The organism is Nocardioides sp. NBC_00368 (assembly GCF_036090055.1).
GTDB lineage: Bacteria > Actinomycetota > Actinomycetes > Propionibacteriales > Nocardioidaceae > Nocardioides.
In genome coordinates, this window is sequence record NZ_CP107970.1 from 2521451 (window position 1) to 2535716 (window position 14266).

General features: G+C 69.5%; 16 protein-coding genes. 8 read left to right on the top strand and 8 right to left on the bottom strand.

The window, feature by feature from the left end:
• Positions 1 to 11 precede the first annotated feature (11 nt).
• A complete protein-coding gene (gltX, locus tag OG984_RS11970; protein WP_328532351.1) occupies positions 12 to 1502 on the bottom strand; it encodes a glutamate--tRNA ligase in 1491 nt (496 codons plus the stop codon).
• A gap of 50 nt (positions 1503 to 1552) precedes the next feature.
• Entirely contained in the window at positions 1553 to 2365 is an 813-nt protein-coding gene (locus OG984_RS11975) for a fumarylacetoacetate hydrolase family protein (RefSeq protein ID WP_328531793.1), read from the bottom strand.
• A gap of 131 nt (positions 2366 to 2496) precedes the next feature.
• On the opposite strand from OG984_RS11975, the gene OG984_RS11980 reads away from it, so the two are divergent.
• From OG984_RS11980 to OG984_RS11990, 3 genes are all read left to right on the top strand, one after another.
• Positions 2497 to 3363, top strand: a complete 867-nt coding sequence (locus OG984_RS11980; RefSeq protein WP_328531794.1) for a 3-methyladenine DNA glycosylase — start codon at positions 2497 to 2499, stop codon at positions 3361 to 3363.
• Between the two features lie 195 nt (positions 3364 to 3558).
• Positions 3559 to 4005, top strand: coding sequence for a DUF3592 domain-containing protein (locus OG984_RS11985; RefSeq protein WP_328531795.1), 447 nt, complete (start codon positions 3559 to 3561; stop codon positions 4003 to 4005).
• 31 nt (positions 4006 to 4036) lie between these two features.
• A complete protein-coding gene (locus tag OG984_RS11990) occupies positions 4037 to 4192 on the top strand; it encodes a hypothetical protein (protein WP_328531796.1) in 156 nt (51 codons plus the stop codon).
• 2 nt (positions 4193 to 4194) lie between these two features.
• Here OG984_RS11990 and OG984_RS11995 read toward each other — a convergent pair whose 3' ends face one another.
• Complete coding sequence (locus OG984_RS11995; RefSeq protein WP_328531797.1) at positions 4195 to 4839, bottom strand: DUF305 domain-containing protein; 645 nt, start codon at positions 4837 to 4839, stop codon at positions 4195 to 4197.
• Positions 4840 to 5022: 183 nt separating this feature from the next.
• Here OG984_RS11995 and OG984_RS12000 point away from each other — a divergent pair, with 183 nt between their 5' ends.
• The gene (locus OG984_RS12000) at positions 5023 to 6111 is read left to right on the top strand and encodes an alpha/beta fold hydrolase (protein ID WP_328531798.1); all 1089 of its coding nucleotides are present in this window, start codon (positions 5023 to 5025) and stop codon (positions 6109 to 6111) included.
• A gap of 35 nt (positions 6112 to 6146) precedes the next feature.
• Complete coding sequence (locus OG984_RS12005) at positions 6147 to 6755, top strand: pentapeptide repeat-containing protein (protein WP_328531799.1); 609 nt, start codon at positions 6147 to 6149, stop codon at positions 6753 to 6755.
• Positions 6756 to 6772: 17 nt separating this feature from the next.
• Here the strand turns inward: OG984_RS12005 and OG984_RS12010 are convergent, their stop codons facing one another.
• Entirely contained in the window at positions 6773 to 7342 is a 570-nt protein-coding gene (locus tag OG984_RS12010) for a TetR/AcrR family transcriptional regulator C-terminal domain-containing protein (RefSeq protein ID WP_328531800.1), read from the bottom strand.
• A 112-nt stretch (positions 7343 to 7454) separates the two neighbouring features.
• Here OG984_RS12010 and OG984_RS12015 point away from each other — a divergent pair, with 112 nt between their 5' ends.
• From OG984_RS12015 to OG984_RS12025, 3 genes are read left to right on the top strand one after another with little or no spacing between them, the layout of a single operon-like run.
• On the top strand, positions 7455 to 8063 hold the full coding sequence (locus OG984_RS12015) for a biotin transporter BioY (RefSeq protein ID WP_328531801.1): 609 nt from the start codon (positions 7455 to 7457) through the stop codon (positions 8061 to 8063).
• Positions 8056 to 8760 carry an energy-coupling factor ABC transporter ATP-binding protein gene (locus OG984_RS12020; protein ID WP_328531802.1) on the top strand — a complete coding sequence of 235 codons (705 nt, stop codon included), beginning with the start codon at positions 8056 to 8058 and terminating at the stop codon, positions 8758 to 8760. The genes OG984_RS12015 and OG984_RS12020 overlap by 8 nt, the downstream gene beginning before the upstream one ends.
• Positions 8757 to 9362, top strand: a complete 606-nt coding sequence (locus OG984_RS12025) for a CbiQ family ECF transporter T component (RefSeq protein WP_328531803.1) — start codon at positions 8757 to 8759, stop codon at positions 9360 to 9362. The genes OG984_RS12020 and OG984_RS12025 overlap by 4 nt, the downstream gene beginning before the upstream one ends.
• Positions 9363 to 9482: 120 nt before the next feature.
• Here the strand turns inward: OG984_RS12025 and OG984_RS12030 are convergent, their stop codons facing one another.
• The 4 genes from OG984_RS12030 to cimA all read right to left on the bottom strand — a co-directional run bounded on the left by OG984_RS12030 (position 9483) and on the right by cimA (position 14173).
• On the bottom strand, positions 9483 to 10889 hold the full coding sequence (locus OG984_RS12030) for an amidase (protein WP_328531804.1): 1407 nt from the start codon (positions 10887 to 10889) through the stop codon (positions 9483 to 9485).
• Between the two features lie 9 nt (positions 10890 to 10898).
• Positions 10899 to 11855, bottom strand: a complete 957-nt coding sequence (locus OG984_RS12035) for a GNAT family N-acetyltransferase (RefSeq protein WP_328531805.1) — start codon at positions 11853 to 11855, stop codon at positions 10899 to 10901.
• 103 nt (positions 11856 to 11958) lie between these two features.
• Entirely contained in the window at positions 11959 to 12498 is a 540-nt protein-coding gene (locus OG984_RS12040; protein WP_328531806.1) for an NAD(P)H-dependent oxidoreductase, read from the bottom strand.
• Positions 12499 to 12562: 64 nt separating this feature from the next.
• A complete protein-coding gene (cimA, locus tag OG984_RS12045) occupies positions 12563 to 14173 on the bottom strand; it encodes a citramalate synthase (RefSeq protein ID WP_328532352.1) in 1611 nt (536 codons plus the stop codon).
• Between the last annotated feature and the right edge of the window lie 93 nt (positions 14174 to 14266).

Genomic DNA, 14266 nt, shown 5'->3' on the forward strand with positions numbered 1-14266 from the left:
TCCTGCCACGTTCAGCTCCTCCCGAGAACCGCCTTCAGGCGCCCCAGCGTACGCTCCCGGCCGAGCAGCTCCATGGATTCGAACAGCGGCGGGCTGATCCGCTTGCCGGTGACCGCGACCCGCACCGGGCCGTACGCCTTGCGCGGCTTGAGCCCCAGACCGTCGATCAGGGCCGCGGTCAGCGCGTCCTGGATGGCGGCCGTCGACCAAGTGGAGAGACCGACAAGGGCGTCGTGCGACGCCCGGACGACGCCCAGACCCTCCTCGTCGAGCAGCTTGGCGGCGTCCTCCTCGTCGAGGGCGAAGTCGGCCTCGGGGACGAAGAGGAACCGCAGCATGTCGGAGGCCTCGCCGAGCTTGTTGATCCGCTCGGCGACCAGCGGCATCGCGGCCTCGAGCATCTGCGCGTCGGCGTCGTGCACGGGATCACCGATGACGCCGTCGGCCTTGAGGTAGGGAATCACCCGGTGGGTGATCTCCTCGACCGGCAGCAGCCGCATGTGGGAGGCGTTGATCGCCTCGGCCTTCTTGATGTCGAAGCGAGCCGGGTTCTTGACCACGTCGGAGATCTCGAAGGCCTCGACCATCTCCTCCATGGTGAAGATGTCGCGGTCGGCCGCGATCGCCCAGCCGAGCAGCGCCACGTAGTTGAGCAGCCCCTCGGGCAGGAAGCCCTCTTCGCGGTACTTCAGCGCGTGCGCCTCGGGGTCGCGCTTGGACAGCTTCTTGTTGCCCTGGCCCATGACGTAGGGCAGGTGACCGTAGGCCGGCGCGCGCTCGGCCAGACCGATGTCGACGAAGGCGTCGAAGAGCGCGATCTGCCGCGGGGTCGAGGACAGCAGGTCCTCGCCGCGGAAGACGTGGGTGATGTTCATGGTCGCGTCGTCGACCGGCGCGGTGAGCGTGTAGAGCGGGTCGCCGTTGGCACGCGCGAGCGCGTAGTCGGGGACGTGCTTGGTCTCGAAGGTCACCTCGCCGCGGACGAGGTCGTCGAAGGTGATCGAGCCGTCGGGCATGCGGAACCGCGGGACCGAGGAACGGCCCTCCGCCTCGTACGCCTTGATCTGGTCCTCGGTCAGGTTGCGGCAGTGGTTGTCGTAGCCCTGGGCGGGCGCCTCGCCCTTCTCACCGGCGGCCTTGGCAGCCTTGTAGGCGGCCAGCCGCTCCTCGTAGCGGGCGGTGACCTCCTCGCCGGTGCAGTAGCACTCGTAGACGTGGGAGGAGGCGCGCAGCCGGCCGAGCGCGTCGGCGTAGATCTCCGAGCGCTCGGACTGGCGGTAGGGGCCGTAGGGGCCGCCGACCTCGACGCCCTCGTCCCAGTCGAGGCCGAGCCAGCGCATCAGGTCAATGAGCCCGTCGTAGGACTCCTGGGTGTTGCGCGCCTTGTCGGTGTCCTCGATGCGGAAGACGAACGTGCCGCCGTGGTGACGAGCGAAGGCCCAGTTGAACAGTGCCGTCCGGACCAGGCCGACGTGGGGCGAACCCGTCGGCGAGGGCGCCATCCGGACCCGGTAGTCCTTGGGCTCGAGTGTGCCGATCACTTCATTGCCAGTCAACGCTGTGCCACCTTGTTCGTCAGAGCTCCGAGCCCCTCGACGAAGATCTCGATCTCGTCGCCGGGCTCCATGGGGCCGACACCCTCGGGGGTGCCGGTGAGGATCACATCGCCCGGCAGCAGCGTCATCACGCTGCTGATGTGGGCGATCAGCTTGGGGATGTCGTGGACGAGGTCCTTCGTGGTCCCGTCCTGGACGACGTCACCGTTGAGGAATGTCTGGATGCGTACGCCGGCCGCCAGCTGCTCCGGCTCGACCTCGGTCTCGATCCAGGGACCGAGCGGGCAGAAGGTGTCGTAGCCCTTCGCCTGGGAGAAGTGCTTCAGCCGGCGCTGGACGTCGCGGGCGGTGACGTCGTTGGCCACCGTCATCCCGTAGATGACGTCCTTCACCTTCTCCACCGGGACATCGCGGCAGATCCGACCGATCACGATCGCGAGCTCGCCCTCGAAGTGCAGGTCCTCGACTCCCACGGGCCGCTGGATCGCGTCGTCCGGGCCGCAGACCGCGGTGTTGGGCTTGATGAAGAAGAGCGGTTCCTCCGGCACCTCGTTGCCCAGCTCGGCGGCGTGCTTGGCGTAATTGCGGGCGACCGCGACCACCTTGCTGCGCGGGATCACCGGCGCGAGCAGCTTGACGTCGTCGAACTTGTGGACCTGATCGGTGAGGTTGATCCCCGAGAACAGCGGGTCGCCCTGGAGCGCGACCACGGTCGCGTCCTCGCTGAGCTGGCCGTAGCCGTCGAGGTCCCCCATGACGACGCCGAACTGGGGCTCGCCACCCTTGGTCGTAAATCTGGCGATGCGCACAGGCTGAGCCTATCCGGACCCGTCGCCACGATTCATTTCACTATCGCTCCGCCGCCGTCGACCACGGCGTCGTGACGGTGCTGCACTCCACCGGTGGTCGAGCTTGTCGAGACCACCCTTACGCTGGACATGTGCTGTTGTCTCGTGACGAGTGGACCCAGCGGGCACGCTCCCACCGCGAGCGCCTGGCGCCCTACGTCGAGCCGCATCTCGCCCGGCGCGGCGCCCGGGTCAAGCACCCGGTCAACGACTTCCTCTTCACCTACTACTCCTACCGTCCCGCTCAGCTGCTGCGCTGGCACCCGGGGTTCGGGGTGACGCTGTCGGACGCCGCGGAGTACGCGGATCTGCGCGGCTATACGAACGGCACGGTCTCGGCGGACTTCCTCGCCGACAAGCGCCTGCTCGTCGAGACGCTGCTGAAGCTCCTTCGGGCGACCGCTTCGCGCGACGGCAACTTCGGCTGCTTCGGCCTCCATGAGTGGGCGATGGTCTATCGGCTGACCCCGGAGCAGGTACGCCACGCCGACTGGTCCTTGCGGTTGGGGGCTGCCGGCACCGACCGTGTGGTCGAGTCCCACCGCATCGCGTGCAGCCACTTCGACGCGTACCGCTTCTTCACTCCCCCGGCCGCACCGCTCAATACTCTCTCCCCACGATCGGACGACCGCGCGGACTTCGAGCAGCCGGGGTGCCTGCACGGCAACATGGACCTCTACAAGCACGCCTTCCGGCTCTCACCGCTGATCTCCTCCGATCTCGTCGCCGACTGCTTCGAGCTCGCCTGGGAGATCCGCACCATGGACATGAAGGCCGCTCCCTACGACCTCGCCGAGCTCGGCCTCGACCCGATCCGGATCGAGACGGCCGCCGGGAAGCAGGAGTACGCCGCGGCCCAGCGCGCCTTCGCCGAGCGCGCCGCCCCGCTCCGGGAGCGCCTGATCGCCGAGTGCGAGCGGCTGCTCAGAGAAGTCAGCCGCGCCCCGAGTCATGGGTGATCTTCTGCAGGATTGCTTCCTCCACAGTGAAGCCGTAATGCGCCGCGACCACAGCGGCCGCGAGATGCCGCGCATCTCCTCACCGCTTTATCGAACAACCGACGCGAACGTCATGGCGATTCTCGGTCTGCGTCCGCACGTCCGAAGGAAGCCCTACAACCCGCCGACCTCGGGCCCGACTGGCAGGATGTTCAGGTGCTGCCGAGAGCGACAACACGGGACGAGTGGCTGACATACCTTGGCTGCGCCGTTCTCGTCGCCGTGCTAGGCGCGTGGGTCGCCTTCGACGCCAGCGAGTCGCAGACGACGGCGACAGGCGTGGTGACGGCGGGCGGACAGTGGGTCGACTGCCATGTCGAGTTCCGTGACCGAGACGGCGTACGCCATGAGTTCACCCAGAACCAAGCGGGCTCGAAAGGTCCCGGGATTCTATCCGCGTGCACGATGGAAGTTGGCCAACAAGCGACGGTCTACTACGACCTCGCCGACCCCGAAAATGCCGGACTCGCCGCCCCTGAGAAAGAACGGGCCTTCGGCGTGGTGTTCGTTGCCCTCGGCATCGGTGCAGGCTCGTACGTTCTCTTCCGGCTTCGCGCCTTAGGTGCAACTTCACAGACGAGGAAATCTCGCCAGCGCCGCTAGGCACGGCCGACCACCCCGGAGGGTGGACGTGTTGACGATGCAGGTCGCCATTTTCCGACTGCCGGCGATGGAAGAAGCGACCGATGCGGCGGCCGAGTGCGGCCTTGGCGTACGTCTGCTCGGCCAGGTTCGCGGCGCCGCCCCAGAAAGCGGTTCATCGACGCGTGCGACCGTCTTCTGGCGCTGACGTCATCTGCCCCGTCCGGCGTAGGTAGCGGCAGAAGGCATCAGTAGGAGCAGACGAGGAGCGTCCAGCCACTCCTGGGCCTCGGTGGCGAAGTCGGGGACCGGTCGCTCGGCGGCCTCCTGCGGAGTCGTGGCCTTGCCGTTCTCGGCGATGTCGTCGAGCAGCCAGTCCATCTCCTTGATCTCCTCCACCTGCGTCTGGCTGATCCCGTCGGCGAGTTCCCGCACGCGAGCGTCCTCGATGTCGGAGCGTTCGCTGGTCAGGATCGCGATGGAGTGGTGAGGCGTCATCGCCCTCATGTAGGCCTCGTCGCCGACCAGCACCTGGGTCTGGGAGAGGACGTACGCCATCCCGCCGACGACGAGGGCGGCGGCCGTGATCACCACGTTGAGCACGGTGTTCGTGTACATCCGGCCCCACATGAATCCGAGCATCACGATCGCCATGGCCGAGCCCATCAGCACGGCCATGTAGGCCCGCTCCTCGCTCCAGCGGGCGTGAGTCAGGGAGAAGAGGTTGGTGTAGGTGAGGGCGTACATGACGGCCGTCGAGGTCGCGATCATGGCCCCGAACCGCAGGTACGTCCGTCGGTCGGACGCTCCACCATGGGCCGATCCGTGGCGGCTGTTCTCGTCGGAGCGTGGCATCGATTTCGTCCTCTCGACCGGAGTTCCGTGCATGGCCCGGTACCCGCCACCGTCCGGTGACAGTCGGCCCGTTCCTCGCCAGAGCTTCGATCTCAACGTACAACCGCGTGAGGTAACGGACGTCACATGCGGTGCGCGCTGCTCCCGGCGTGACCTCGATCAGCGGGATACGTTAATCCCACAATGGCCATCCTTCCCCGCCCTCGACACACTGCCGCCTCGATCGCCACCACGGTCGGCGCCGCGGCGGGGAACGTCGCACACTCTTTCCTCTACGGCGGGCTCGCCGACATCCGACCGATGCCGCGCACGCTGATCGACGACGGCACCCGGCGCGAGCTCTACCACTACCGTCCGGTGGCCGGTGAGATCCCCGAGGGCGACCCGGTGCTGCTGGTGACGCCGCTGGCCGCGCCCGCGATCTGCTACGACCTGCGGCGCGGCTGCTCGGTCGTCGAGCACCTGGTGGAGACGAACCGGCCGACCTACCTGGTCGAGTACGGCGAGGTGAACTTCGCCGACCGCAGCCTGGGCATCGAGCACTGGATCTCCCACGTCGTGCCCGAGGCGATCCGGTCGGTGTCCGAGCACGCCGGCGGGCGGCCGGTGCACGTGGTCGGCTGGTCCCTGGGCGGGATCTTCACCATGCTCGCCGCGGCCGACTCCCCCGACCTCCCGATCGCCTCGCTCGCAGTGCTCGGCTCGCCCTGCGACGTACGTCAGGTGCCGTTGATCGCGCCCCTGCGGCCGCTGCTCAACCTGCCTCCGGGCAACCTGGTCACCACCGCCTACCAGGCCTTCGGGGGCGCCCCGAAGCCGCTGGTCAGGTGGGCGTTCCAGCTCTCCTCGGTCGACAAGATGTTCACCAAGCCGGTGGCGAAGCTGTCCAACCTGGCCGACCGCGAGTTCCTCGCCCAGCTCGAGGCGGTCGACCGGTTCACCGACAACATCATCGCCTACCCGGGGCGTACGTTCGGGCAGCTCTACCACCACTTCTTCCGCACCAACGCGCTGTTCAGCGGGCAGATCGACCTCAGTGAGGATCACTCCGTCTATCTGCGCGACGTCAAGCAGCCCACCCTCGTCGTCGCGGGCGCCAACGACGGCATCGGTCCGGTCGCCTCCGTGCGGCCGCTGGTCGACCTGCTCACCGGGGCCGACGAGCTCCGCTTCGAGATCGTCCCCGGCGGCCATCTCGGTCTGCTCACCGGCCGCGCCGCCCGCGAGACCACCTGGCCGCTGCTGGATGAGTGGTTCGCTCAGCACGACTGAGCTGATCTGTCGGTGGTCGATGGCAGGCTGTGCGCATGTCGAACCCACCCGTCGAGGCGACCGACGAGCACTTCCGCAACGAGGACTGGTACGCCGCCGACCTCACCGGCGCGCGGTTCGTCGACTGCGTCTTCACCGACGTCGACCTGACCGAGGCGACGACATCGGCGGCGCTCTTCGAGAACTGCGTCTTCCACGGGGGCCGGTTCAACGCCTCGACCCACGCCGGCTCGGCGTTCGTCGGCTGTGAGTTCCGACGGACGAACTTCTTCGACGCGACCTTCGACGGCTGCAAGCTCAGTGGCACCGAGTTCTCCGGCTGCACGCTGCGGCCGCTGAAAGTGACCGGCGGCGTGTGGCGAGGGGTGTCGCTGCGCGGGGCCAACCTCGCCCGGCTCGATCTGTCCGGGCTCGACCTGCGCGACGCCGACCTGTCGCTGGCCGACCTCACCGATGCCGTGCTGCGAGACGCGCAGCTCGGCGGGGCCACGGTCCAGGAGACGACGCTGCACGGCGCCGATCTCCGCGGCGCCGATCTCGACCGCGTCGACCTCACCGCCGCATCGCTGCGCGGCACGAAGCTCGACCTCGCCGGCGCCGTGATGCTCGCCGAGCTGCACGGCGCGGAGGTCGACTCGGCCTGACCGCGAGCGCCGAGACCTCAGCGGTCGGCCGAGGCCTCGCGGACGGCCTTGGCCATCGAGATGCCGGCGGCGATGAGGCCGAGGCCGGTGACGAAGTCGTCGGTGTCGCGTACGTCGTCCTCGATGGCGCCCGCGGCGGCCGCCTGGAGGTGGGTCTGCTCATCCACGGCGTGGCCGTAGACGAAGTGGAGCAGGGTGCGGGCGGCGGTCGGAGCGAGGTCGCCGAGGCCACCGTCGGTCAGCGCCGCGACGAGGTCGTCGTAGGGCTGGGTCGCGCCGAGCCCGAAGGCCCACACGGTGGCGACGACCTCGGCGCCGTCACGGTAGGCCAGCAGCGAGTCGCGCAGGTCGGTGCAGACGCCGGTGACGCGTACGTCCCAGGCTCCCGTCTGCTCGTGACGCCCCCTGAGCAGGATCTCGTCGGCCACCGCGGCCAGCAGGGACTGCTTGTTGGCGAAGTGGTGGTAGAGCGCGCTGGGACGTACGCCGAGCTCGGTGCCGAGGCGGCGCATGGTCAGGTCGGCGAGACCGTAGTCGTCGAGGACCTCCAACGCGCGGGCGACGACGTCCTCACGGCGGTATCGCATGTTGCTCCCCAGGGGCCGGGTGGTGGGACGAAGTGGACGAAGACGTACGTCGACCTTAACCTGAACACCGTTCACCTGACCAAGGTTCAGGTCTGAGTACGCAGGAGCGAGTATGACCGAGTCCCCCACCAGCACGGACAAGACCCCCGCGGCCAAGGCGTCGCGTCTGGACACCACCGACCTCGCGCTGATCGCCGCGTTCGCGGCCCTGATCGCGGTCTGCTCCTACCTCGCGGCCATCCCGATGGGCGGCGCCGGCGTCCCGCTGACGCTGCAGGGTTTCGCGCTGCTGCTGACCGGCGCCCTGCTGGGCCCGCTGCGCGGCACGGCCGCGGTGGTGCTCTACCTGGTCCTCGGCGTCGCCGGCCTCCCGGTCTTCGCCGGCCACGCCTCCGGTCCCGGCGTCTTCGTCGGGGTGACGGGCGGCTACCTGTGGTCGTTCCCGATCATGGTGCTGGCTGTCGGCCTGCTCGTGAAGTACGTCCTGCGCGCCCGCCGCACCAACCCCCTCCTCGTCTTCGCCGCCTGCGTCGTGGGCGTCGTGATCAACCACGTCGGCGGCATCATCGGGATGGCCATCGTGCTCCGCGTCGGTCTGCCCGAGGCCGCGGCGTTCGACGCTCCCTACTGGATCGGCGACTTCATCAAGGCCGCCGTCGCCGCGGTCGTCGCCTCCCAGGTCCACCGCGCCTTCCCGAAGCTGCTCGCCCGACGTGCCTGAGATCCGCTTCGAGGCCGCCGAGATCCGGGTCGAGTCCCCGGATCTCGGCGGCTCACGCACCATCCTGCAGCCGACCACGCTGTCCCTGACCGAGCAGCGCATCGGGATCGTCGGCAGCAACGGCTCGGGCAAGTCGACCCTCGCCCGTCTCATCAACGGGCTGGTGCTGCCGAGCGCCGGGAGCGTCACCGTCGACGGCCTCGACGTGGCCCGGCAGGGCGCTGCGGTGCGCCGCCGCGTCGGGTTCACCTTCACCGATCCCGCCGCCCAGCTGGTGATGCCGACCTGTGTCGAGGACGTCGAGCTGTCGCTGCGCCGGACCGTGAAGGACCGCATACGCCGCAAGCAGGTCGCCCTCGAGACCCTGGCCCGCTTCGGGCTCTCCGAACGCGCCGAGGTCAGCGTGCATGCGCTCTCCGGTGGCCAGCGTCAGCTGCTCGCCCTGGCCGGGGTGCTCGCCACCTCGCCGGACGTGCTGGTCACCGACGAGCCGACCACGCTGCTCGACCTGCGCAACACCCGGATGGTCGGCGACCTGCTCTTCTCGCTGCCGCAGCAGCTGGTCCTCGTCACCCACGACCTCGACCTCGTACGCCGCTGCGACCGCGTCCTCGTCGTCGAGGACGGCCGGGTCTGCTACGACGGCGACGCCGACGCCGCGGTCAAGCACTACGTGAGGACGGTGAGCGAGGGATGAGCATGACGGTCGGGCTCTATCGCCCCGGCGACACCGTGCTCCACCGGCTGCCGGTGGGTGCCAAACTGCTCGGCCTGGCCGTCATCAGCGTCTCGATCGTGGTGCTGCGCGGGCCACTCCTCGCGGTCGGCTTCCTCGCGCTCGCTCTCGTCCTCGCCCTCGTCGGCCGGCTCGACCTGGCCGCCACCGCACGGGCGCTCCGCGCCGTACTCGTCATCGCCGTGTTGGTCGCGCTCCTGCAGTGGTGGCTGTTCACCTTGCCTCGGGCCGTGGAGTCCCTGCTCGACCTGGTCTCCCTCGCCCTGGTCGCGCTCACCCTGACCGTGACCACGCCGACCACCGAGATCCTCGACGCCGTGGTCCGTTGGATCCGCCCGCTGCGCGGCGTCGGGATCGACCCGGATCGCGTCGCCCTCACCATCTCGATGGCGATCCAGGCCCTGCCCGGCACCCTCACCCTCGCCCAGGAGACCCGCGACGCCGCCCGCGCCCGCGGCCTCGGCCGCTCCCCCAGGGCCTACCTCACCCCCTTCGTCATCCGCGTCGTCGCCCGCGCCCACGAGACCGGCGACGCCCTCAAGGCCCGCGGCCTCGGCGACTGACCCTCCCCGGCCGAATCGGTAGTTCTGGCGGCCGAATCTGTAGTTGTGGGTGACGAAAGTCGACTCTCGTCACCCACAACTACAGATTCGGCTTGCCATTTCGGCGGTCTCGGCGAGGGGTTACCAGCCGGGCGGGAGGCGGTGGTCCCAGAGTGCCGCGTCCTCGATCTGGGCCGCGAGGGAGAGCAGGAGGGGCTCCTCGGCGGGGCGGGCGGCGAGCATGACGCCGACCGGGAGACCGGAGGGGGTCCAGTGGAGGGGTAGGGAGATGGCGGGCATGCCGGTGACGTTCCAGGCCGAGGTCCAGGGGGTGAACTCCTTCTGGGCCTGGAAGTCGCGCGCCGGGTCGGCGTCGTCCCGGATCGCGCCGACCTTCGGCGGCGGGGTGGCGAGCGTCGGGGTGAGCACGGCGTCGTAGGGGGCCAGCGCCTCGAGCGCCACCGCCGCGAACCGGCGCAGCTCCGCGATCGCCAGGCCGAACTCCGGTCCGCTGACCGCCTCGCCGCGCTCGGTGAGCCATCGGGTCAAGGGCCGGATCTGAGACCGCTGGTCAGGGGTCAGATTGACCACCGACATGGCGGTCCCGACGGACCAGACCGTCTCGAAGACCGCGACCGCCTCGACCGGCAGTGGCCGCGGGATGTCGATGATCTCGTGGCCCAGCGACTCCAGCAGCGTGGAGGCGTTCTCCCAGGCAGTGACGCACTCGGGGTCGACCGTGGTCGGGGCGATCAGCGGTTCGATGAACCGGGCGATGCGCAGCCGCCCCGGCGGCCGATCGCAGGCGTCCAGGAACGGGAGCTGCTCCTCCGGGGCCCAGAACGGGTCACCCGTACGCCGCCCCGCGAGCACGTCGAGGAAGGCCGCCGCGTCCCGCACCGTCCGGGCGATCGGGCCGGCGGTGGCGAGACCGGCCGCGTCGCCGTACATCGGAGACGGCGAGATCCGCCCGCGGGTCGGCTTCAGGCCGACCAGGCCGCAGCACGAGGCCGGGATCCGGATAGAGCCGCCACCGTCGGAGCCCTGCGCGACCGGCACGAGCCCGGCGGCCACCGCCGCCGCGGCACCTCCGGAGGAACCACCGGCGATCCGCGTACGGTCCCAGGGGGTGACGGCGGGCGGCGCCACGTCCGGTTCGGTGTAGCAGGGCGAGCCGAACTCGGGGGTGTTGGTCTTCCCGAGCGAGATCATCCCGGCCGCCTCGATCGAGAGCGTCACGTTGTCGGAGACGTCGGGGACGAAGTCGGCGAAGGCCGCCGACCCGAAGGTCGTACGCACCCCGCGGGTGAGGTTGAGGTCCTTGATCGCGGTGGGTACGCCCCAGAGCGGTGAGGCGCCGACCGGCTTGACCGCGAGCTCACGGGCACACGTCGAGATCCGCTCCTCGGCCACGGTGACGAAGGCGCCCACGTCGTCGAGCCGGGCGATCCTGTCGAGATAGTGCTCGGCGAGCTCCCCCGGGGAGACCTCGCACCGATGTAGCAGCTCTCCCTGTTCCAGGGCGGTCAGATCATGAAGCTCGGCCACTCCAGCACACTAACGCCACTCGTCCTCGAGCATCGCGTAGTGCACCAATGTCGTCCACTCCCCCTTGAACCACTCGGCCTCCCGCTCGACGGCCTCCTTGCGCATCCCGAGCCGCTCGATCACCCGCGCGGAGGCCTCGTTGCGCTCGTCGACCCGGGCGGTCACCCGGTGCAGGCCGAGCCCGTCGAAGGCCAGGCCCAGCAGCGCCCGGGCGGTCTCGGTGGCGAACCCCTGCCCGTGGAACTCGGGGTTGAAGGCGTAGCCGATCTCTCCCGACCGCTGCTCCTTGCTGTGCCAGAAGAGCACGACGTCGCCGATCAGCCGCCCGCTGTCCCGGTCTTCGACGCCGAGGCAGAGCACCTCACCCTCCCGGCGCAGCACCGAGGGTCGCTTCCACGCCGCATAGGACTCGCGCAGCGCATCGCGGTCCTTCGGCACCGCCGGGATGTAACGGCACACATCCTCCCGAGACAGATAGGCGTGCAGGTCGTCGAGGTCGCGCTCGACGTCGATCGGTCGCAGCAGGAGCCGCTCGGTGGTGATCGGATAGTCCGGCGCCAGCACCGGCTCGCCCAGCTCCTGGAAGACGCTCAGGTGCACGTCGGCGGGCCCGTCGAGGCGTGCGTTGAGCGACTCCCACGGGGTGCGGGTCGGCGGCGCAACCAGCGCGGCGCCACCCTCCACCAGCCGGGAGGTGACGCCCGCGGAGTCCTCGACCTCGAACGCCACGCGTACGTGCCCGGCCACCGGGCGCCCGACCTCGACCTCGTCGATGTAGGCGTGCTGGGCGGGGTTGGCGAGCTCGAGCGTCGCCCGGCCGGCGTCGAGGATCGTCACATGGGCCTCACCCGGGCCGGAGTACGCGGCCTGCTCGGGAAGACCGAGGGTGTCGCGGTAGAACGCCACCGCCTCGTCATAGTCCTTCGCCTCGACCACCAGACGGAGCTGCTTCACGGGTCCACTCATGCCCGCAACGTACGGCCGAACGGCCCATCGTGCACGCGATAAATGACGAAGGTCAGGTCTCCCCCCGGAGAGACCTGACCTCGTGGTGCCGCCTGGACGGTGCTCAGGCGGCTGCGGGCTCGAAGCCCGCGAGCTTCTCGACGGCCTCGCGGAAGCGGGCCTGGGCGTCGGCGTCGGTGAAGACGTCGATCTCGTGGACGGGCTGGGAGACGATGGCGTCCTCGACGACGATGGCGCCACCGATAGCGGCCGAGCGGGCGGCATCGGCGTGGGACCACTTGGCGCCGTAGGGCGTCGGGGCGACGCCGACGACGGAGAGGACCTTGCCCTTGAGCACGCCGGCGGCGTACGGACGGGAGAGCCAGTCGATCGCGTTGTTGATCACGGCGGGCATGGTGCCGTTGTACTCCGGCGTCACGATGAGCACGCGGTCGGCCGCGTCGATCACCTTGCGGAACTGGGTCACGGCCTCGCCCGGGTCGGCCTCGAGGTCCTCGTTGAAGAACGGCAGCTCCGCGAGCCCGTCGACGATCTCCAGCACGACACCCTCAGGCGCCTCGGCGACGAGCTTCTCGGCGAGCTTGCGGTTGATGGAGTCGGCGCGGAGGCTGCCAACGAGTACGGCGATGCGGGTGTCGGTCACGGGTTCTCCTCGTAGAACGCGGAAAGTTCAATGTTGAACTGTCCAACGTCGTCCTCTCGGAGATTCATTCCGTGACAGCGGCCTCCGCGGGTGTGGTCTCGCCCACATGCCGGCGCAGGCCGAAGGTCAGGCCGTCGACCAGCGCCTCCCAGGACGCCTCGATCACGTTCGACCCGACGCCGACCGTCGTCCACGAGGTCACGCCGTCGGAGGTCTCGATCAGTACCCGCGTCTTCGCGTCGGTGCCGTGCCCCTGGTCGAAGATCCGCACCTTGAAGTCGATCAGGTCGAAGTCGGCGACGACCGGGAAGGCACGCGTGATCGCGGCCCGCAGTGCCTGGTCGAGCGCGTTGACGGGACCGTTCCCCTCTCCCGTGGAGACGTGACGTACGCCGTCGGCGTGGATCTTCACGATCGCCTCGGTGGTCGAGGCCGTCTCCGGGCCGCCGCCACGAGCCTCGGAGATGACCCGCCAGGACTCGACGTCGAAGAACGAGGGACGTACGCCGTCGACCTCCTCGATCAGGAGCAGCTCGAAGGAGGCGTCGGCCGCCTCGAAGGTGTAGCCCTGCTCCTCCAGCGCCTTCACCCGGTCGGTCACCCGGGTGACCAGGTCGCGGTCGTCGGAGAGGTCGTAGCCGAGCTCGCGGCCCTTGAGCTCGATCGAGGCCCGCCCGGCCATGTCGGAGACCAGCAGCCGCATGTCGTTGCCGACCCCGGCCGGGTCCATGTGCTGGTAGAGGTCGGGGTCGACCTTGATCGCGGAGGCGTGCAGCCCGGCCTTGTGGGTGAAGGCGGAGGCGCCCACGTAGGGCTGCCGGCCCGCGGGCGGCACGTTGGTCACCTCGGCGACCGCGTGGGCCACCCGGGTCGCCTCGCTCAGGAACCCGGTCGGCAGCACCTCGCGGCCGAGCTTGAGCTGCAGGTTGGCGACGACGGAGACGAGGTCGGCGTTGCCCGTACGCTCCCCGTAGCCGTTGATGCAGCCCTGGACGTGCATCGCGCCGGCATCCACGGCGGCCAGCGAGTTGGCGACGGCGCACCCGGTGTCGTTGTGGCAGTGGATCCCGACCGCTCCATGGGTGTGCTCGCGGACGTCGTGGACGACGTCGGCGACCCAGGACGGAAGCATCCCGCCGTTGGTGTCGCACAGTGCGACCACCTCGGCACCCGCCTCGTAGGCCGTCTTGAGGACCTCCAGCGCGTAGTCGCGGTTGGCCCGGTAGCCGTCGAAGAAGTGCTCGGCGTCGAGGAAGACCTGCTGGCCCTCCTCGCGCAGGTGGGAGACGGTGTCGCGGATCATCGCGAGGTTCTCCTCGAGCGTGGTGCGCAGCGCCAGCTCGACGTGGCGGTCGTGCGACTTCGCGACCAGGGTCACGACGCTCGCTCCGGAGTCCCGGAGAGCCGCCACCTGGGGGTCATCGGCCGCCTTGACCCCGGCCCTTCGGGTCGACCCGAAGGCCGCCAGCCGCGCGTGCTTGAGGTCGAGCTCATCGACGGCTCGGCGGAAGAACTCGGTGTCCTTCGGGTTCGCGCCAGGCCAGCCACCCTCGATGAACCCGACGCCCAGGCCGTCGAGGTGCCGGGCGATCGCGAGCTTGTCGGCGACGCTGAGATTGAGGCCCTCCTGCTGCGCACCGTCGCGCAGAGTGGTGTCGTAGACGTGGAATTCCATGGCTTCTGTGTCCTCGGGGTCGACCTGGGGCTGGGGGCTGGGGCTGGGCAACAAAAAACCCTCTCGGGAACGAGAGGGTGGCGCGTCGGGCAA

What these genes read in the sequence shown, in the direction of transcription:
- gltX (WP_328532351.1), bottom strand. Translation starts at nt 1,502, where the DNA reads ATGGCGCCCTCGCCGACGGGTTCGCCCCACGTCGGCCTGGTCCGGACG.
- OG984_RS11995 (WP_328531797.1), bottom strand. Translation starts at nt 4,839, where the DNA reads ATGCCACGCTCCGACGAGAACAGCCGCCACGGATCGGCCCATGGTGGA.
- OG984_RS12000 (WP_328531798.1), top strand. Translation starts at nt 5,023, where the DNA reads ATGGCCATCCTTCCCCGCCCTCGACACACTGCCGCCTCGATCGCCACC.
- OG984_RS12005 (WP_328531799.1), top strand. Translation starts at nt 6,147, where the DNA reads ATGTCGAACCCACCCGTCGAGGCGACCGACGAGCACTTCCGCAACGAG.
- OG984_RS12010 (WP_328531800.1), bottom strand. Translation starts at nt 7,342, where the DNA reads ATGCGATACCGCCGTGAGGACGTCGTCGCCCGCGCGTTGGAGGTCCTC.
- OG984_RS12015 (WP_328531801.1), top strand. Translation starts at nt 7,455, where the DNA reads ATGACCGAGTCCCCCACCAGCACGGACAAGACCCCCGCGGCCAAGGCG.
- OG984_RS12025 (WP_328531803.1), top strand. Translation starts at nt 8,757, where the DNA reads ATGAGCATGACGGTCGGGCTCTATCGCCCCGGCGACACCGTGCTCCAC.
- OG984_RS12035 (WP_328531805.1), bottom strand. Translation starts at nt 11,855, where the DNA reads ATGAGTGGACCCGTGAAGCAGCTCCGTCTGGTGGTCGAGGCGAAGGAC.
- cimA (WP_328532352.1), bottom strand. Translation starts at nt 14,173, where the DNA reads ATGGAATTCCACGTCTACGACACCACTCTGCGCGACGGTGCGCAGCAG.